The organism is Kribbella sp. NPDC048928, from assembly GCF_043197975.1.
Lineage (GTDB): Bacteria > Actinomycetota > Actinomycetes > Propionibacteriales > Kribbellaceae > Kribbella.
Map to the genome: position 1 here is coordinate 212,427 of NZ_JBICUC010000003.1, position 18,796 is coordinate 231,222.

At 67.7% G+C, this 18,796-nt stretch carries 15 protein-coding genes; 10 read left to right on the plus strand and 5 right to left on the minus strand.

All coding sequences use genetic code 11. The features are described from left to right. The first annotated feature begins 80 nt into the window (after positions 1-80). The 6 genes from ACGFI6_RS14470 to ACGFI6_RS14495 all read left to right on the plus strand — a co-directional run bounded on the left by ACGFI6_RS14470 (position 81) and on the right by ACGFI6_RS14495 (position 5,501). Positions 81-1,241: a glycerate kinase gene (locus tag ACGFI6_RS14470; protein ID WP_393118507.1), complete on the plus strand. Its 1,161-nt coding sequence runs from the start codon at positions 81-83 to the stop codon at positions 1,239-1,241. A 185-nt stretch (positions 1,242-1,426) separates the two neighbouring features. Beyond that, positions 1,427-1,792 carry a HesB/IscA family protein gene (locus ACGFI6_RS14475; protein WP_393118509.1) on the plus strand — a complete coding sequence of 122 codons (366 nt, stop codon included), beginning with the start codon at positions 1,427-1,429 and terminating at the stop codon, positions 1,790-1,792. Between the two features lie 191 nt (positions 1,793-1,983). Next, complete coding sequence (locus tag ACGFI6_RS14480; RefSeq protein WP_393118511.1) at positions 1,984-2,547, plus strand: ABC transporter permease; 564 nt, start codon at positions 1,984-1,986, stop codon at positions 2,545-2,547. Continuing rightward, positions 2,540-3,712: a betaine/proline/choline family ABC transporter ATP-binding protein gene (locus ACGFI6_RS14485; RefSeq protein ID WP_393118513.1), complete on the plus strand. Its 1,173-nt coding sequence runs from the start codon at positions 2,540-2,542 to the stop codon at positions 3,710-3,712. The genes ACGFI6_RS14480 and ACGFI6_RS14485 overlap by 8 nt, the downstream gene beginning before the upstream one ends. Further along, positions 3,709-4,533 carry an ABC transporter permease gene (locus ACGFI6_RS14490; RefSeq protein ID WP_393118515.1) on the plus strand — a complete coding sequence of 275 codons (825 nt, stop codon included), beginning with the start codon at positions 3,709-3,711 and terminating at the stop codon, positions 4,531-4,533. Before ACGFI6_RS14485 ends, ACGFI6_RS14490 begins: the two co-directional genes overlap by 4 nt. After that, complete coding sequence (locus tag ACGFI6_RS14495) at positions 4,530-5,501, plus strand: glycine betaine ABC transporter substrate-binding protein (RefSeq protein WP_393118517.1); 972 nt, start codon at positions 4,530-4,532, stop codon at positions 5,499-5,501. The genes ACGFI6_RS14490 and ACGFI6_RS14495 overlap by 4 nt, the downstream gene beginning before the upstream one ends. Here ACGFI6_RS14495 and ACGFI6_RS14500 read toward each other — a convergent pair. Next, positions 5,488-6,939, minus strand: coding sequence for a DHA2 family efflux MFS transporter permease subunit (locus ACGFI6_RS14500; RefSeq protein WP_393118519.1), 1,452 nt, complete (start codon positions 6,937-6,939; stop codon positions 5,488-5,490). The genes ACGFI6_RS14495 and ACGFI6_RS14500 overlap by 14 nt on opposite strands. 539 nt (positions 6,940-7,478) lie before the next feature. Here ACGFI6_RS14500 and ACGFI6_RS14505 point away from each other — a divergent pair. Together ACGFI6_RS14505 and ACGFI6_RS14510 are read left to right on the plus strand one after the other, a co-directional pair. Then, the gene (locus ACGFI6_RS14505) at positions 7,479-8,189 is read left to right on the plus strand and encodes a TetR/AcrR family transcriptional regulator (protein ID WP_393118521.1); all 711 of its coding nucleotides are present in this window, start codon (positions 7,479-7,481) and stop codon (positions 8,187-8,189) included. A 197-nt stretch (positions 8,190-8,386) separates the two neighbouring features. Next, complete coding sequence (locus ACGFI6_RS14510) at positions 8,387-9,853, plus strand: MFS transporter (RefSeq protein WP_393118523.1); 1,467 nt, start codon at positions 8,387-8,389, stop codon at positions 9,851-9,853. Between the two features lie 96 nt (positions 9,854-9,949). Here the strand turns inward: ACGFI6_RS14510 and ACGFI6_RS14515 are convergent, their stop codons facing one another. Next, positions 9,950-11,218, minus strand: a complete 1,269-nt coding sequence (locus tag ACGFI6_RS14515) for an aspartate aminotransferase family protein (protein WP_393118525.1) — start codon at positions 11,216-11,218, stop codon at positions 9,950-9,952. Between the two features lie 65 nt (positions 11,219-11,283). Between ACGFI6_RS14515 and ACGFI6_RS14520 the strand changes: the two genes are divergently transcribed. After that, the gene (locus ACGFI6_RS14520; RefSeq protein WP_393118527.1) at positions 11,284-12,756 is read left to right on the plus strand and encodes an NAD-dependent succinate-semialdehyde dehydrogenase; all 1,473 of its coding nucleotides are present in this window, start codon (positions 11,284-11,286) and stop codon (positions 12,754-12,756) included. A gap of 101 nt (positions 12,757-12,857) precedes the next feature. On the opposite strand, the gene ACGFI6_RS14525 is transcribed toward ACGFI6_RS14520, so the two are convergent. Next, positions 12,858-13,508, minus strand: a complete 651-nt coding sequence (locus ACGFI6_RS14525) for a GntR family transcriptional regulator (protein WP_393118529.1) — start codon at positions 13,506-13,508, stop codon at positions 12,858-12,860. Continuing rightward, positions 13,505-14,233, minus strand: coding sequence for a maleate cis-trans isomerase (locus ACGFI6_RS14530; RefSeq protein ID WP_393118531.1), 729 nt, complete (start codon positions 14,231-14,233; stop codon positions 13,505-13,507). The genes ACGFI6_RS14525 and ACGFI6_RS14530 overlap by 4 nt, the downstream gene beginning before the upstream one ends. Positions 14,234-14,326: 93 nt before the next feature. Here ACGFI6_RS14530 and ACGFI6_RS14535 point away from each other — a divergent pair, with 93 nt between their 5' ends. Beyond that, on the plus strand, positions 14,327-17,551 hold the full coding sequence (locus tag ACGFI6_RS14535; RefSeq protein WP_393118533.1) for an FAD-linked oxidase C-terminal domain-containing protein: 3,225 nt from the start codon (positions 14,327-14,329) through the stop codon (positions 17,549-17,551). A 46-nt stretch (positions 17,552-17,597) separates the two neighbouring features. Here the strand turns inward: ACGFI6_RS14535 and ACGFI6_RS14540 are convergent, their stop codons facing one another. Next, positions 17,598-18,794, minus strand: a complete 1,197-nt coding sequence (locus ACGFI6_RS14540) for a PLP-dependent aminotransferase family protein (RefSeq protein ID WP_393118534.1) — start codon at positions 18,792-18,794, stop codon at positions 17,598-17,600. Positions 18,795-18,796: the final 2 nt, after the last annotated feature.

An 18,796-nucleotide genomic window follows, 5' to 3' on the forward strand; every position in this document is an offset into this window, starting at 1 on the left:
CGTATGCGTATATGAGTACGTCCTGTCCTTAGGGTGACCATCGCGGGGCGCGGGCGGTCGGGTAGGGGAGGATGTGGCGCATGCGGATTCTGATTGCGCCGGACAAGTTCGCGGGGACGTTGACGGCTGTGGAGGCTGCGGCTGCGATCGAGGAGGGGTGGCGGCGGCGCGACCCGGGGGCCGAGGTGCTGGTGGCGCCGATGGCGGACGGCGGGCCGGGGTTCATCGACGTACTGTCCGCGGTCGTCGACGGGAAGCTGTTGTCGGTGACAGTCCGTGGACCGCTTGGCGAGGAGACACCCGCGACGGTGTTGCTCGCCGGCGAGACCGCGTACATCGAGACCGCGCAGGCGTGTGGGTTGCACCTGGTGGAACCGAAGAGCAGGCGGCCGGAAGACGCGACGACGTACGGCGTGGGGCAACTGATCACTGCGGCCGTCGACGCTGGTGCGCGGCGGATCATCCTGGGGCTCGGTGGATCCGGTACGAACGACGCGGGCGCCGGCCTGCTTGCCGCCCTCGGCGCCACGGCAACGACCGCAGCCGAGGCGTCAACGACCGGAGGCGCGGCGTCACCGACCGGAGGTGCGGAGGCGGCGGGCGTCGGACGGCTGGATGCGGGGGCTGCCGGGCTCGCCGGGCTCGCCTCGGTTGACTTGACGGCCGCTCGGGAGCGGGTGGCCGGCATCGAGTTCGTCGCGGCCAGCGACGTGGAGAACCCGATGCTCGGGCTGCGCGGAGCGACGAACATCTTCGGCGCCCAGAAAGGCATCACCGACGACCGCAAGCCGGCGGTCGACGGCTGGCTGACGCACTTCGCCGAACTGGCGGACCGGAAGACCGCGGACCAGAAGGGCGCGGGTGCCGCGGGCGGGCTCGGGTACGCACTGCTGCTGCTCGGCGCCGAGCGGGTCTCCGGCATCGACCTGGTCGCCGAGCTGACCGGTCTGAAGCAGAAGGCGGCCCAGGTCGACCTGGTGATCAGCGGTGAGGGCGCATTCGACTTCCAGTCCCGCGACGGCAAGGTGATCGCGGGCGTCGCCAAGGTCGCGAACGACGCGATGCGCCCGTGCGTCGTACTCGCCGGGAAGGTCCTGATCGGGTCCCGCGAGATGCGCTCGATGGGCGTCGAGTCGGCGTACGCACTGGTCGACACCGTCGGTGAGGACCAGGCCTTCGCCGACCCGCACGGATCGCTGGCCACGGTCGCGGAGCGGGTTGCGCGTACGTGGGCACGCTGAGACACGTACTGGCGGGGTGTGACCGTGGCAACTGATCAGCCTGTGACCGGGATAGTTGATCTGCGAAATTGGTGTGCGACCATGGGAATGAGCGCGGACCGGTCGATGTTGGTCTGTGTTGACAAGAGACTTCCGTGCCGGCGGAGCGACTGCGCAGGCACTTGAGTAGATGACTGGAGTCAGGGATGACTGAAGCGCAGACCGAGCAGGCTGGGCAGGCAACAGCCACTGGTGTTCTCCTCTCCGACGGAGCCGCCGCCAAGGTGAAGGCGCTGCTCGACCAGGAAGGCCGCGACGACCTCGCGCTGCGGGTCGCCGTCCAGCCGGGCGGGTGCTCCGGGCTGCGGTACCAGCTGTTCTTCGACGAGCGTCAGCTCGACGGCGACGTGGTGGCCGACTTCGGTGGCGTGAGCGTCGTCACCGACCGGATGAGCGCGCCGTACCTGAAGGGTGCGTCGATCGACTTCGTCGACACCATCGAGAAGCAGGGCTTCACGATCGACAACCCGAACGCGACCGGGTCCTGCGCCTGCGGCGACTCGTTCAACTGAGCTGAGAGTTCAAAGCCCCTGGCACTTCGGTGACCAGGGGCTTTGGCATGTCCGCACTTCGGAAGCGATCGTGCCAATGTGTGAGTTTTTCACCTTTGGGTACCGGCTACCGCGTGTGGGACTACATAACTGAGCGTCAATCACAATTGCTCTATCAGAGCTACCAGCATCTGAGCCTGGTCATACAGTGCGTGCTGCTGGCCACCGTCATCGCGGTCGGCCTGGCAGTTTTCGTGCACCGAAACCAGCGGATCGCGTCGTTGGCCGGCGCGGTGAGTGCCGTCGGCCTGACGATCCCGTCGTTCGCGCTGCTCGGCCTGATGATCCCGTTGGCCGGCATCGGTACCGCGACCTCGGTGATCGCGGTCACCTTCTACGCCTGCCTGCCGATCCTGCGGAACGCCGTCGTCGGCCTGGCCGGCGTCGACTCGACGCTGATCGAGTCGGCGCGCGGGATGGGGATGGGTGCGGTCCGGACGCTGCTCCGGATCGAGCTGCCACTGGCCTGGCCGGTGATCCTGGCCGGCGTCCGCGTCTCGGCCCAGATGTCGATGGGCATCGCGGCGATCGCGGCGTACGTCCTCGGCCCCGGCCTGGGCAGTTTCATCTTCACCGGTCTGACCCAGATCGGTGGCGCGAACGCTCTGAACTCCGCGCTGGTCGGCACGATCGGCGTTGTCCTGCTTGCTCTGATTCTGGACGCCATGCTGCTGCTCGTCGGCCGCCTGACCACCTCGAGGGGTATCCGTGCCTGAAACCGAACCTGAAGTCAGCGGAGTCGACATCGAACTGACCGATGTCGTCAAGCGGTATCCGGGCCAGAAGAAACCCGCGGTCGAGGAGCTGTCCCTGCACATCCCGGCCGGCGAGATCGTGATGTTCGTCGGCCCGTCGGGCTGCGGCAAGACCACCTCGCTGAAGATGATCAACCGGCTGATCGAGCCGACGTCCGGCAGCATCCGGATCGGCGGCGAGGACATCAGCAAGCAGAACGACGACGACCTGCGGCGCCGGATCGGGTACGTGATCCAGGGCGGCAGCCTGTTCCCACACATGACCGTCACGCAGAACATCGCGCTGGTCCCGGGCCTGCTCGGCTGGGACCGCAAACGTACGGCCGAACGCGTCGACGAACTGCTCGAGCTCGTCGGGCTGGACGCCGACCGGTACCGCAACCGCTACCCGCGGGAGCTGTCCGGCGGCCAGCAGCAGCGGGTCGGTGTGGCTCGCGGTCTCGCGGCGGACCCGCCGGTGATCCTGATGGACGAGCCGTTCGGCGCCGTCGACCCGATCACCCGGCAGCGGCTGCAGGACGAACTGCTCAGCATCCAGGAGGAGCTGCGCAAGACGATCGTCTGCGTCACGCACGACTTCGACGAGGCGGTGAAGCTCGGTGACCGGATCCTGATCCTCACCGAGGGCGCGCAGATCGCGCAGTACGACACCCCGGAGGCGATCCTGGCGAACCCGGCCAACCGGTTCGTCGCGGACTTCGTCGGCGCCGGCGCCGCGCTCAAGCAGCTGACGCTCAGCCGGGTCAGCGAGATCGAGCTGAACCAGCCGACGGTTGCGGAGATCGGCGACGCGGCCCCCGACGTACTGCGGGCCGCGAAGCAGGCGGGCGACGACTCGGTCGTCGTCCTGGACCGGCGCAAGCGGCCGGTGGACTGGATGTGGACGAGCGACCTGTCGGACGTCGAGAAGGTGCCGGCGCCGCACGAGGACACCGACCTGGTCACCATCGACCGGCGCGCGACGCTGAACGACGCGCTCGACACGATGCTGATGTCCAGCCACGGCAGCGCGGTCGTCACCGGCCGCCGCGACGAGTACCTCGGCGTCGTGGACTTCCAGTCCGTACTGGCCCGGATCCAGGAAGGGAACGGGCCGCAGTCGGAGCCGGAGGAGATCGCCCAGTGACCGCGCTCGATCCCGGACCTGACCTCCAGCCCTCGAAGGAGAACCTGGCCGACGCGAAGGCGACCGCGGCCGGACTCGCCACCAGCCGGGCGCGGCGACCCTCGTGGGGGACGCTGATCGGCCAGCCGCTGTTCGTTGCGATCGTCGTCGGCGCCTGGGCGATCTGGCGTTCGCAGGCCGAGCTCGACTCGATCGAGCAGCGTCAGCTGGACTGGAAGCTCGTCGGCCAATTGACGATCGAGCACCTGAAGCTGACCGCCGTCGCAACGATCATCGTGCTGCTGATTGCCGTACCGCTCGGCATCATGCTGACCCGGCCTCGTGCCCGCCGGGCCGCGCCGCTTGTTGTCGCGGTGGCCAACGCCGGCCAGGCCGCGCCGGTGATCGGCCTGATCGTGCTGCTCGCGATCTGGCTCGGCTTCGGCTTCTGGACCGCGATCGTGGCCCTGTGCCTGTACGCGATCCTGCCCGTCCTGCGGAACACGATCGTCGGCCTCCAGGGCGTCGACCGCACGCTCGTCGAGGCCGGGCGGGGCATGGGGATGTCGAGCGTCTCCGTACTGGGGCGCATCGAACTGCCCCTCGCGGTGCCGGTGATCATGGCCGGCATCCGTACGGCGCTGGTCCTCGTCGTCGGTACGGCGACGCTCGCGACGTTCATCGACGCCGGCGGACTGGGCAGCCTGATCACGACCGGCATCCGCCTGCTGCGGTACCCGGTGCTGATCAGCGGCGCGATCCTGGTCGGCGCGCTCGCGCTGCTGATCGACTGGGCGGGCCGTGTGCTGGAAGAAGTCACCCGACCGAGAGGACTCGGATGAAGCGGCTGGTAGCGGCGGGCGCCGCACTCCTCCTCGTACTGTCCGGTTGCGGCCTCGGCACCAGCGGCGGCTTCGTGCCGTCCGGAGCGCTCCAGGGCGAGTTGCGTTCGGTGAAGAGCCTCGACGGCCTGACGATCGGGATCGGGTCGAAGAGCTTCCAGGAGCAACTGATCCTCGGCAAGATCGCGGCGATCCTGATGAGCGCGGCCGGCGCGCATGTCAAGGACCTGACCAATATGCCGGGCAGTGACACGTCCCGGCAGGCGATGATCGGGGGCCAGATCCAGATGGCCTGGGAGTACACCGGCACGGCGTGGATCTCGTACCTCGGGCACGACACCGGCATCCCGGACAAGCAGAAGCAGTACGACGCGGTGGCCAAGGAGGACGCGGAGAAGTACGGACTGATCTGGCTGAAGCCTGCGCCGATGAACAACAGCTACGGCTTCGCGATGACGCGCAAGGAGTCCGAGAAGACGCACATCACCAAGCTGTCTCAGGTCGCATCGTTGCCGGTGAAGGAGCGGACGTTCTGCGTCGAGTCGGAGTTCGCGAACCGCAACGACGGTTTCGAGCCGATGCTCAAGCACTACGGGATCCCGCTGGGTTCCGGCGTACCGCGGGACAACATCCGGACCCTGGACACCGGTGCGGTGTACGCCGCGACCAGTCACGGGGACTGCCGGTTCGGCGAGATCTTCACCACCGACGGCCGGATCAAGTCGCTGGACCTGCAGGTGCTGGAGGACGACAAGAAGTACTTCCCGGCCTACAACGTGGCGCCGGTGATCAGCAAGAAGGTGCTGGACAAGTACCCGCAGCTGCGGGACCTGCTGCAGCCGGTGTCGGACAAGCTGACCGACCCGGTGCTGATCGACCTGAACGCCCAGGTCGACGTCGACGGCCGTGAGCCCGCCGACGTCGCCATGGACTGGTTGGTGAAGGAGGGTTTCGTCAGCCGTGACTGACGCTCTCCTCCCGGGCCCGTTTCGGGAGGAGGAACGTCACCGCGAGGCTGACGACGAATAACCCGATCGCGACCAGGACCGAGGTCTTGGTCGCGCCCAGGAACGCGTGGGCCGGCAGCAGCTGGAAGAAGATCGTCCCGATCACCGCGACGCCGATCGCCCCGCCGTACTGCTGCATCGCGGTCAGTACGCCGGACGCCGACCCCGCGGCCTGGTCGTCGATCGAGGCCAGAATGATGTCGAACAGCGGCGCGAACACCATGCCGGCGCCGATCCCGGTGGCCAAGGTCGCCGGGACCAGGTTCCAGATGGTGGTCGCGTCGCCCTGCGTGTGCAGGGTGAACCAGACGCCGGCCATCGCGACCGTCATCACGGCGACGCCGAGTTGCAATGCGGTGCGACCGAGCTTCGGGGCGAGCAGGCCGGCCGACAGTGGGGCGCCGATCGCGATCCCTAGTGAGAACGGGACCATCGCGAGGCCGGCTTTCAGTGGGCTGTAGTGCAGCCCGAGCTGGGTGAACAGGTTGAACACCAGCATGAAGCCGTTCATCCCGAGGAAGAACGTGGTGATCACGCCGAGTCCGGCGACGTAGCCGCGGTTGCGGAACAGCGACGGGTCGATGACCGGGTTGCCGGAGCGGCGCTCGCGCCAGCCGAAGAGTGCAAAGACGACAATCGAACTGGTCAACATGAGGATTGTCCACAACGGCCAGTCGAGCTCGCGGCCCTGGACGAGCGGGTAGATCAGCAGTCCGGACGCGAGGCTGACCAGGAGTACGCCGGCGGCATCGAGCCGTACGGCACCGGGCGTCTTGACCTCGGGCATGAACCGCAGGGCGCCGACGAGCGCGGCGATCCCGATCGGGACGTTGATGAAGAAGATCGTCCGCCAGCCGGCGTCGAACCAGTTGGCGTCGATGAGTACGCCGGCCAGGATCGGGCCGGCCACCGCGGACAGCCCCATCACCGGGCCGAACATCGCGAACGCCTTGCCGAGCTCGTCGGACGGGAAGATCGACTTCAGGATCGCGAAGCCCTGCGGGATCATCACGGCGCCGAGCAGGCCCTGTGCGAACCGGCTGCCGATCAGCAGTTCGGGGCTCGTCGCGAGCCCACAGACCGCGGACGCGACCGTGAAGCCGACCGCGCCGATCACGAACAGCCGCCGGCGGCCGACCAGGTCACCGAGCCGGCCGAAGGTGATCAGGCCGATCGCGAACGCCAGCGTGTAACCGGCCAGCATCCACTGCATCGCGGACTCGGACCCACCGAGCTCGGCACGGATCGACGGTGCCGCAATGTTGACAATCGTCGCGTCGACAAGATCCATGATCTCGGCGATCAGGATCGTCGCGAGCACGATCCAGCGCCAGCGGTACGGGGTGCCGCGGGGCGTGGGCGTGGTTTCGGGTTGGTTCGCTACGGCTGTGGCGCTCATCGGAGTCTCCTTGCGTGTGGGCGAGTGATGACGTACTGACGTGAAGTGCTGTTTGACAGGACGTGCTGGCCGACCGGACGTGCTGGCCGACAGGACGTGCTGCCGACGTGCAGTGCTAGCTGCCGTCGGGTGCTGGCCGACCTGTCGCGCTGGGTGACGTGGGGTGCTGGCTGATGTGCAGTGGTGGCTGACGCGACGTCCTGGTCGACGTGGCGTGTTGATGGACGGGACGTGCTGGCCGACCTGGGGTGCTGATGGTGTGCGGTGCTGGCTGCCGGGACGTGCGGGCCGGCGTCGCGCGGCAGCTGACGTGTCGTGCTGGCTGACGTGGGGTGCTGGCTGATTTGCGGTGTTGCGTGCTGGTTGACGTGGTTGGTCGGCGCGACGTGACGGGACGTGTTGATGTGGGATGTCGGTTGGTGTGCTGCTGGGCGGTGGGTGGTGGCGTCCTGCTTGATGCGAACGGTGTTCGTTCACGAACACTGTTCTACGCTCGAACGGTGTTTCCGTCAAGTACGGTGTTCGCTACAGTGGTTCGCATGAGCCAATCCCCGTGGCAGCCGATCAGCCCCGCCAAGCCCGCGCGGACTCCGAAGGAGCCGCTGAACCGGGAGCGGATCGTCGACGTCGCGCTGCGGATGATGATCGAGCAGGGGTACGACGCGGTCTCGATGCGCAAGGTCGCCCAGGAACTGGAGACCGGCCCGGCCTCGCTCTACGCCCACGTCGCGAACAAGAAGGAGCTCGACCAGCTCCTGGTCGACCGGGCCGCAGAGACGATGAAGCTGCCCTCGCCTCCGGATCCGGAGCGCTGGCAGGAGCAGCTGAAGGACGCGATGCGCGAGATCCTGCGGGCGATGCGGGCGATGCCCGGTGTGGCGCGCGCGGCGATCGGCGAGATCCCGCTGGGCGACGCTGCGCTTCGTACCACCGAATGTCTGCTCGGAATTCTGAAAGCCGGCGGCCTCTCCGACAAGGCGGCGGCCTGGGCGGTCGACCTGATTCCGCTCTATGTGACCGCGGTGGCGTTCGAGGAGACCGTGCAGAGTGCGTCCGCACAGTGGACGCCCGAGGATCTCGAGCGGTTCGTCGGCGAGTTGCGGGACTTCTTCGCGGCGCTGCCAGCTGACCGGTTCCCCTTCACTGTCGCCCTCGCGGGAGCCCTGACGTCGGGCGCTGACCTCGACGAGCGCTTCGAGTTCGGTGTGGCAGTCATCACGGCAGGGCTTGCGGCGCTCGCCACGAAGTAGTCACTGTCGGGTACGGGTCACTTACCGAGTGCTCCCGCTTACGCCTGCCCGAGCGAACCGGGTCCGACCGCTTGTAGTTCACGAATGCACATGGTTAACCTTCGGATTGTCAACAAAACTACGAACTGACTCGTGGCGCGTGTGAATTACGTGCGGGTGGGCACCCGGGTGAGGCCGTATGACGACAGGAGGAAATCGTGGACGCCGAGATCCCGCCGCCAGGAGACCCGCAACAGCGGCCCCAGGACCGTCCGCCCGTGAGCACGCCCGGCAACAGCTCTGGTACCTCCGGTACCCCCAACGCCCCGACGACCGAACAGGAGCAGCCCCCCGACGTATTGAAGAAGGCGATCGCCGCCTCGGCGATCGGAAATGCCACGGAGTGGTTCGACTACGGCATCTACGCGTACGGCGTCACCTACATCTCGGCCGCGATCTTCCCGGGCGACACCGAGAGCCAGACGCTGCTGGCGCTGATGACGTTCGCCGTCTCGTTCCTGGTCCGGCCGCTCGGCGGTCTGGTCTGGGGCCCGCTCGGCGACCGGCTCGGTCGCAAGCACGTCCTCGCGATCACGATCCTGATGATGTCCGGCGCGACCCTGTTCGCCGGACTGGTCCCGTCGTTCGACACGATCGGGTACTGGGCACCGGTGCTGCTGGTGCTGCTGCGGATGATCCAGGGCTTCTCGACCGGTGGTGAGTACGGCGGTGCTGCGACCTTCATGGCCGAGTACGCACCGAGCCGCAAGCGCGGCATGCTGGGCAGCTTCCTGGAGTTCGGCACGCTGGCGGGCTTCTCGCTCGGTGCGCTGCTGATGCTGTTCTTCTCGCTGGTGCTCGGTGACGACCAGATGCATGCGTGGGGCTGGCGCCTCCCGTTCCTGGTCGCTGCGCCCCTCGGCCTGGTGGGTGTCTACCTGCGATCCCGGCTCGAGGACACTCCGGTCTTCCGGGAGCTCGAGGCGAAGGGCCAGAAGGAGGAGCAGACCTCGACCCAGTTCAAGGACCTGCTGTCCCACTACTGGGCTCCGATCCTCCGGCTCGGCGGCATGGTGATCGCGCTGAACGTCGTGAACTACACGCTGCTCACGTACATGCCGACGTACCTGGAGAAGCAGATCGGCCTGAGTTCGGACCAGTCGCTGATCGTGCCGATCATCGGAATGTTGACAATGATGATCTTCGTCCCGTTCGCCGGCCGTGCGTCGGATCGGGTCGGGCGAAAACCGCTGTGGTGGATCTCGCTGGCCGGGCTGTTCGTGTTCGGCGTACCGATGTTCCTGCTGATGGGGACCAACCTGTTCGGCGCGATCGTCGGCTTCGCGGTGCTCGGCCTGCTGTACGTGCCGCAGCTCGCGACGATCTCCGCGACGTTCCCGGCGATGTTCCCGACCCATGTGCGGTACGCCGGCTTCGCGATTGCGTACAACGTGTCGACGTCGCTGTTCGGCGGTACGGCGCCTGCGGTCAACGACTGGCTGACGGCGAAGACGGGTGACTCACTCGTCCCGGCGTACTACATGATGGCGGCCTGTGTGGTGGGTGCGATCGCGCTCGCCAAGGTTCCCGAGACGTCGCGGTGCCCGATCAACGGCACCGAGATCCCGGGTACCGACGAGGCGCCGCCGCCGGTGGCACTCGAACCGGCGCACGCGAAGGCCTGACAGCAGAACGGCCCGCCTTTCCGGAAACATTTCGCCACCCAGCGCGAGATAGTTTCCGAAAAGGCGGGCTGTTGCTTGTCGGCCGGGGTCCGGGGCTCAGGTCAGGACGGTGGCTACGGCTTCGGACCAGATGCCTGCGGCCTCGTCGATCTCGTCGGGGGAGACGACCAGGGCCGGGATGAACCGGACCACCTGGCCCCACGCGCCACAGGTGAGCAGCAGCAGACCGCGGCGCGCCGCCTCCTGCTGGGCCGCGGTGGCGGTCGCGGGGTCGGGCTTGCCGTCCGCGTCCCGGAACTCGTTGCCGATCATCAGCCCGAGCCCGCGGACGTCTGTGATCTGGTCGTGCTTGTCGGCGACCAGTTGCAGGGCCTGCTTGAGCTGCGTACCGCGGTCGGCAGAGTTCTGGACGAGTCCCTCGTCCTTGATCACGTCGAGGGTCGCGAGCGCGGCCGCGCAGGCGACGGCGTTCGCGCCGTACGTGCCGCCTTGCGAACCGGGCCACGCCTTCTCCATCAGCTCCGACGACGCGGCGATCGCGGACAGCGGGAACCCGGACGCCAGCCCCTTCGCGGTGACCAGGACGTCAGGCCGCGAACCGAAGTGGTCGCCACCCCAGAACTTCCCGGTCCGCCCGAAGCCGGTCTGTACCTCGTCCACGACGAGCAGGATCCCGTGCTGGTCGGCGCGCTCCCGCAGTCCGGCGAAGAACCGTTCGTTCGCGGGGACGTACCCGCCCTCGCCGAGCACCGGCTCGACGAAGAACGCGGCGGTGTCGGCCGGCGTACTCAGTGTCTGGAGTACGTAGTCGAGCTGGCTGAGCGCGAAGTCGGTCGCCTGCTCGACCGGCCAGCCGAAGTGGCCCGGGTCCGGGAACGGCGACACGTGTACGCCGGCCATCAGCGGGCTGAAACCGGACCGGAACTTGGTCCCCGAGGTGGTCATCGACGCAGCCGCCACGGTCCGGCCGTGGAAGCCGCCGTGGAACACGATCACGTTCGGCCGGCCAGTCGCCTGGCGGGTCAGCCGGAGCGCGGCCTCGATCGCCTCGCTGCCGGAGTTCGCGAAGAACATCCGGTCGAGGTTGTCGGGGAGGACCTCGCCGAGCCGGTCGACCAGCGTCAGCAGCGGCCGGTGCATGACCGTCGTGTACTGCGCGTGGATGATCCGGCCGACCTGCTCCTGTGCGGCCGCCACGACGCGCGGATGACAGTGCCCGGTCGACGTCACGCCGATGCCGGCCGTGAAGTCCAGGTACCGGCGGTCGTCCTCGTCGAACAGTTGGACGCCCTCACCGCGGGCGGCGACCACACCGGTCGCCTGCTTGAGGATCTGCGAGAGCTCGGCCACGGACTTCCCCTCCACACTTGAAATGGTAGATTGTCGACAATCAGCGTATCTCAGCAGTCGAGGCCGGTGAAGGGGTGCAGATGGACAAGTCCACACTGGAGTCCGCGGTGGTCGAAGCCGTCGAGAAGCGGCTGTTCATCGACGGGAAGTGGGTCGATGCGACCCGAGGCTCGACGTTCGACGTCGTGGATCCGTCGACCGGCGAGGTGCTGTGCGCGGTCGCCGACGCCTCACCCGCGGACGGTCGCGCCGCGCTCGAGGCCGCCGTCGCCGCACAGGCAGACTTCGCCCGTACGTCGCCGCGCGAACGATCCGACATGCTGATGGCGGCGTACCGGCTGTTGATGGAGCGGGTCGACGAGCTCGCGTTGCTGATGACGCTGGAGATGGGCAAGCCGTTGCCGGAGGCCCGCGGCGAGATCGCGTACGCGGCCGAGTTCTTCCGGCACTTCTCCGGCGAGGCGCTGCGGATCGACGGCGGCTACCAGACCGCCCCGGCCGGGAACGCACGGTTCCTGATCACCAAGCAGCCCGTCGGCCCGTGCCTGCTGATCACGCCGTGGAACTTCCCGATGGCGATGGGCACCCGCAAGCTCGGCCCGGCGATCGCGGCGGGCTGTACGAGCGTCATCAAGCCCGCGCACCAGACGCCGCTGTCGATGCTCGCCCTGATGGGCATCCTGGCCGAGGCCGGCGTGCCGGCTGGAGTCGTCAACTGCGTCACCGCAATGGATGCCGGCGGTGTGATGGAACCGCTCATCCGGTCCGGACAGGCGCGAAAGCTGTCGTTCACCGGGTCGACGCGCGTGGGCCGGGTCCTGCTCGAGCAGTGCGCCGAGAAGGTGCTGCGGACGTCGCTCGAGCTCGGCGGCAATGCGCCGTTCATCGTGTTCGAGGACGCCGACCTGGACGAGGCGGTGACCGGCGCGATCGCGGCGAAGATGCGGAACATGGGCGAGGCCTGCACGGCGGCCAACCGGATCTTTGTGCACGAGGCGGTAATCGACGAGTTCGGGCGGCGGCTCGCGGAGCGGATGAGCTCGCTCAAGGTCGGCCGAGGTACGGCGCGGGACGTGCAGGTCGGGCCGCTGATCGACGAGGCCGGACGGGAGAAGGTGCGGTCGCTGGTGGCGGACGCGGTCGGCCGGGGCGCGACCGTACTCACCGGGGGAGAGGTTGCTTCGGGCAACGGCTACTTCTACCCGCCGACGGTGCTCACGGGCGTACCGCGTGATGCGGCGATGGCGGACCAGGAGATCTTCGGGCCGGTGGCGCCGCTGACACCGTTCAGTACCGAGGACGAGGTGGTGGGGGCGGCCAACGATACGGAGTACGGTCTGGTCGCCTATGTGTTCACCAACGACCTGCGGCGGGCACTGCGTGTGGCCGAGTCGATCGAGACCGGCATGGTCGGCCTCAACCAGGGCGTCGTCTCGAACCCCGCCGCCCCGTTCGGCGGCGTCAAACAGTCCGGCCTCGGCCGCGAAGGCGGCGCCGTCGGCATCGAAGAATTCCTCGAAACCAAGTACATCGGCATAGCCGTCAACGACTGACCTCGCGACACACGCGGCCCCATCGCAACCAACGACCAACCAGCCGGCAGAGACGCCGGCTGGAGCCCGACTGTGGGTTGATGGGAGGAGTGGGGCGGTGTTCAGCGGTTGACGAGGCGTTGGACGGCGTCGTCCATGTGCTCGATCAGGAGGCTGTCGGTGCGCTCGACGTCGCCGGTCTGGATCGCCTCGGCGAGCCGATTGTGTTCGAGAGCGCGTGCGTCGGTGGCTGCGTACGTCTCCTCGAGAGCGTGGATGCACATCCGGGTCTCGGTGATGTACGTCTGATGCATCCGCGACAGCCGCGGGCTGCCGGCCAGCCGGACGAGGGTCTCGTGGAACTCGATGTCGAGCTCGCCGACCGCAGCCGGATTGCCGTCGGCCTCCAGCATCCGCTCGCTGATCTTGAGCAACTTGCCGCCGACCGTCTCGAAATCGCCGTCGCGCAGGATCTGCAGCGCGGCCGCCCGCTCGATCGCCTCGCGGGCGACGTACATGTCGCGGATGTCCGCGGGCGTCATGTCGACGACGAACAGGCCGCGGTTCCGGATCGAGACCAGCAGGCCCTCCTGGGTCAGCCGCTGCATTCCCTCGCGCAACGGCCCGCGGCTCACGTGGAGCTTGCGCGCCAGGTCGGCCTCCACGAGCTGTGCACCCGGCTTGAACTCCCCGTGGCCGATGGCCTTGCGCAGTTTGTCGGCAATGATGCTCGGCGTCGACTCCTGAGCCAGCGGCTGGATGAAACTACTCACTGCGAACTCTCCCCTGTCTCGAACAGCGTCCCGAGATTTGGCAACGAAGGTACGCGTCCGGCGAGCTCCAGCCCCTTCCAGAGCGTCACCTGGTTCGCGGTCAGTACGGTCTTGCCGGTCGCCGTCTCGAGATCGTCGACAATCGCCAGCGTGTGCATCGCGGTATCCGGAACCAGAACCGCCTCGGCGTCCGGATGGTCGGCAGCCTTCACCATGTCGATCACCTGATCGGGCGTCAGCGTCCCGACCTCTGCCGCGGTGACGATCCCGTTGCTGCCCATCGACACGACCTCGATGCCGGCCGCCGCGAGGAACCGTACGAAGTGCTGCGCGACGTCCTCCGGGTACGACGCGGCAACGGCGACCTTGTAGATGTCCAGGGCCTTGCACGCGTCGACGAAGGCGATCGACGTGGACGACGCCGGTACGCCGACCACCTGGGCGATGCCACCCGCCTGGATGTTCGCGCCTTCGCGGCCGAAGACGAAACTTCCCGAGGTGCAAGCCCACATCACGGCGTCCGGGTGGGACTGCTTGAGCTCCGCCGCGCCCTCGGCGAGCCGTTCCGCGCGACCGAGATCGAGGAGTGCGTCCACCCGGTGCGCATCCTCGCCCACCGAGGTGATCACGAGCGGCAACTTGACCGTGCCGTTCAGTCTCGCCTCGAGTGCGGGATAATCGTCCTCGGCGCTGTGTCCGGGATAAAGCAGCCCTACCGTGACCATCAGACCTCCTGGCTTGATGTGCGCCGAATGGGTAGATTGTCGACAATGTTAACCCCAGAGCGCCCGGCGAATGGATCCGCTGCGCAGCACCCTGTGGATAACTCTCCGTACGACGTCCAGCGGCTGCTCACCACACTGCGTCAAGAGCTTCGCGGTGACGTCGGCGACGATCGCCGGACGCGGGCGCTCTACGCCGCGGACGGCTCGAACTACCGCGCCGTGCCCGACCTGGTCGTCGTACCGGCGGATGCGGACGACCTCGCAGCAGCTGTCGCGCTGACCGCGTCGGCCGGCGCGCCCGTGGTGCTTCGCGGTGGCGGTACGTCGATGGCGGGCAATGCGATCGGCGGCGTGGTGATCGACGCGTCGCGGCATGTCAATCGGATCCTCGACCTCGACACTGCCGCACGGACCGCCGTCGTCGAGCCGGGCGTCGTACTGACCGACCTGCTCGCGGCAGCGAAACCGCACGGGCTCGCGTTCGGTGCGGATCCGTCGTCGGCCAGTCGCGCGACGCTCGGTGGAATGATTGCCAACAATGCATGCGGCGCCCACTCGGTCGCCTGGGGTACGACTGCCGACAATCTGCAATCACTCGATGTGATCCTCGCCGACGGCACGCGGCTGACCGTCGACTCCGCTGTCGATCGAGCCGTTGCCGCCGCACGACCCGGGCGCGAGGGTGAGCTGCATCGGGCCCTACAGGCTTTCGCGGATCGTCACGAGTTGCTGATCCGCCGCAGGTTCGGGCAGTTCACGCGGCAGATCTCCGGGTACGCGCTGCACCGTCTGCTCGACGATTACAACGTCGCCGGCCTGCTGTCGGGGAGCGAGGGCGGACTGGCCGCGACGCTCCGAGCAACCGTCCGGCTCGTCCAGTTGCCGAAGGCAAGAGTTCTCTGCGTGCTCGGGTTCGCCGACTCGATCACCTCGGCGGACTGCGTTCCCGTCGTGCTGCGGCACGCACCGCTCACCATCGAGTCAATCAACAACGAACTCGTCGATCGCCTGCCGACGGAGGTCCGCGACGCCGCGGTGCACGCCGGTCTTCCGGCCGGCAAAGCCTGGCTGCTCGTCGAGCTCGGTGGCGAGGACGAGTCCACCGCTGCAGCTGCTGCGCGCGTGATGCTCGAGGAACTGCAGGATTCGGGCGCGACCATGTCGCTGGTCACCGAGCCAAAGGCGCAGGCAGTGTTGTGGCGCTGTCGTACAGACGCCGCGGGCCTGGCGACGCGGCGTGCGGACGGCGCCGAGGCGTGGGGCGGCTGGGAGGACGCCGCCGTACCGCCGGAACGCCTGGGTGCCTACCTACGTGGTCTTGACGAACTGCTGGGGCGACACGGGTTGTCGGGTGCGTCGTACGGGCACTTCGGCGAGGGCTGCATGCATATGCGGATCGATTTCGACCTGTTGAGTGCGCGGGGCGTCGCGACGTACCGGGAGTTCGTCGAACAGGCCGCGGACCTGGTCGTCGGGCTTGGCGGATCGGTCTCCGGCGAACACGGTGACGGACGGGCGCGCGGTGAACTGCTGGGGAAGATGTACGGCGCGGACGGGCTCGCACTGTTCGGTGAGCTGAAACGGATCTGGGATCCGAACGACGTGCTCAACCCCGGCATGATCGTCGCCCCGCCGCCGCTGGACCTCGCGATCCGGCACGACGGCCCCGCGAAGGATCGCAGATTGTTGACGATCTTCGACTATCCCGAGGACGACCACGACTTCGCTCAGGCACAGCGCCGCTGCGTCGGGATCGGCAAGTGCCGCCAGACGTCGGGCACCGTGATGTGCCCGAGCTACCAGGTGACCCGTGACGAGTTGCACTCGACGCGCGGACGGGCCCACCTGCTGTGGGAGATGCTCCAGGGCGACCTGATCACGGGCGGCTGGCGATCGACCGAAGTACGCGACGGCCTTGACCTGTGTCTGTCGTGCAAGGGCTGTCTGTCGGACTGCCCGGTGAACGTGGACGTGGCGACGTACAAAGCTGAGTTCACCCACCACCACTACGCCCGCCGTCCCTGGGCAAGGCCGATGTCGCACTGGTCGATGGGTTGGCTCCCCGTCTGGGCGCGCCTGGCATCACGAGCACCAAACCTCGCGAACCGCTTCGCCGCCCTACGCCTGACCAAGCGCCTAGGCGGAATAGCCGCCGAACGCACCGTCCCAACCTTCACCCGCGAAACCTTCACCAGTTGGTTCGCCAACCGCCCCACCCCAAACGCCAACACGCCGCCCGGCAACACCACGTCGGGCGGAGCCAAGCCGAACCCCACTGCGCCGTCCGGCAACACCACTCGGGACGGAGCCAAGCCGAACCCCACTGCGCCGTCCGGCAACGCCACGCGGGACAGCGGCAAGCCGGCCGACCCTGCGCCAGGCGATATCAGGCCGGAAGGCGTCGTGCCGGAGGGCGGTACGTCGGGTAGCACCACGCCGGTCGAGGGTTTGGGTGGCGGCACATCGGAGCACGGCACGTCGGACCCCAGCACGTCGGACCCCAGCACGTTGGGCGACACCGCGCCGCCCGAGAGCGCGTCGGGCGTAGGCACATTGGGCGCCGGTGCATCGGAGGGTGGGGAGTCGGGGAGCGGTCGGCGGGGACGGGTGGTGTTGTGGCCGGATACCTTCACGAACTATCTGGCGCCGGAGATCGGGCGGGCGGCCGTGGCCGTACTTGAGGCTGCTGGGTACGAGGTCGTCCTTCCTGACAAGCCTGTGTGCTGTGGGCTGACTTGGATCTCGACTGGTCAGCTCAGTACCGCGCGACGTGTACTCAACCGCTCGCTCGACGTCCTCGCTCCACACCTCAAGGCAGGCACTCCGATCGTCGGTCTGGAGCCGAGCTGCACGGCAGCCTTCCGCCACGACGCTCCCGCCCTCGTTGTCGACAATCCACTTGTCGGCTCGTTGACTGCGAACATTCGTACGTTCTCCGAGTTCCTGGTCGAGTCCGGCTGGGAACCGCCGCAGGTCGGGGGAGAGGCCTTCGTCCAGCCGCACTGCCACCAGCACGCGGTCCTCGGCTTCGACGCGGACCAGAAGCTGATGGCGGCAGCTGGCATCAACACCGAACTTGCCGCTCCCGGCTGCTGCGGCCTGGCCGGCAACTTCGGCTTCGAACGCGATCACTACGACATCTCGAAAGCTGTAGGTGAGCAGACCCTGCTCCCCGCCGTGCGTTCGTTGCCCGACACAACAACCGTCCTCGCCGACGGCTTCAGCTGCCGCACCCAAATAGCCCAAGCCACCCCCCGCCGCCCCCAACACCTGGCCGAACTACTAGCCCAGTCCCTGCCTCCCCACCCCACCATCTGACCCTGTAGGGGTGGGCGGCTTGGTGGGGTTTCGGGTCTTGTGGGGCTTAGGTTGTTCGTGGGGTTAGTTTGTTGGTGGCTTGGCGGAGGCGGGTTATGCCTTCGTGGATTCGGGCGGGAGTGGTGGAGGCGAAGCACAGGCGGAAGGCGTCGGTGAAGCGACCGCTGGGGGAGAAGGCGGGGCCGGGGATGAAGGCAACGCCTTCGTCCAGGGCGATCTCGAACAGGTCCTGAGTGTTGACGCCGTTTTCCAGGGTCACCCAGAGGAAGAACCCGCCCTCAGGATCGGTCCAGCGGGCGATGTCGCCGAAGTGCTCGGCCAGCGCCGCGTGCATCGCTTCCTTACGGCGCTTGTATTCCGCCCGCTGCCGGACCAGGTGTTCGGCAAGGTGACCGCCGCGCAGGAACCCGGCGAGCAACCGCTGGGCGGGCAGGTTCGTGCAGGTGTCCATCGCCTGCTTCGCGTTGATCAGCACCTGCTGCAGCTCAGGATCCGCATCCACCCAGCCGACCCGCAGCCCGGGTGCGACGATCTTCGAGAACGTACGTACGGAGAACACCAGCGGATCGCCCGCACCCAGCTCCCGCAGGGTCGGCAGAGGTTCGCCGGCGAAACGGAGCAGCCCGTACGGATCGTCGTCGATCACCATCGATCCCCACGACTGCGCGAGTTCCAGCAGCCGATGCCGTCGCTCCAGCGAAAGTGTTGCGCCTGAAGGGTTCTGGAACGTCGGGATCGTGTAGATCGCCTTCGGCCGCCGCCCGTCGAGCAGGCGTGGTAGATCGTCGACAATCATTCCAGCGTCATCCACCGGTACTTCGAGCAGCTCCGCACCGTATGACAAGGCCGTCGCGCTGCCGTTCGTGTACGTCGGCGACTCGACGACGACCAGATCGCCGGGGTCGACGAAAATCTTGCAGAACAGGTCCAGGCCCTGCATCCCGCCGGCCGTGACGGTCAGCCGCTCGGCGGTCGTCTCGTCGCTGGTGCCGCTCAGCATCTCCAGCAGCGCCGCGTGCAGCGGCGGGTCGCCCTCGGTCGCGGCGTAGTCGTAGGCGTCGGGACGACTCAGCTCGTCGGCCGCGATCGCGGACAGGATCTCCGACGGTACGGCCTCGGCCGCGGGGGATCCCATCGCGAAACGGACGATGTCGTGGGTCTGCTTGTGCAGCAACGACGTACTGGAGTCGATCACCGAACCTACGAGTCCGGTCGCGCGTGCGGCGTACGGGAGTGCTGACAAGG

Coding starts and splice junctions, on each gene's coding strand:
- ACGFI6_RS14470 (WP_393118507.1), top strand. CDS start 81: ATGCGGATTCTGATTGCGCCGGACAAGTTCGCGGGGACGTTGACGGCT.
- ACGFI6_RS14475 (WP_393118509.1), top strand. CDS start 1,427: ATGACTGAAGCGCAGACCGAGCAGGCTGGGCAGGCAACAGCCACTGGT.
- ACGFI6_RS14495 (WP_393118517.1), top strand. CDS start 4,530: ATGAAGCGGCTGGTAGCGGCGGGCGCCGCACTCCTCCTCGTACTGTCC.
- ACGFI6_RS14500 (WP_393118519.1), bottom strand. CDS start 6,939: ATGAGCGCCACAGCCGTAGCGAACCAACCCGAAACCACGCCCACGCCC.
- ACGFI6_RS14505 (WP_393118521.1), top strand. CDS start 7,479: ATGAGCCAATCCCCGTGGCAGCCGATCAGCCCCGCCAAGCCCGCGCGG.
- ACGFI6_RS14520 (WP_393118527.1), top strand. CDS start 11,284: ATGGACAAGTCCACACTGGAGTCCGCGGTGGTCGAAGCCGTCGAGAAG.
- ACGFI6_RS14530 (WP_393118531.1), bottom strand. CDS start 14,233: ATGGTCACGGTAGGGCTGCTTTATCCCGGACACAGCGCCGAGGACGAT.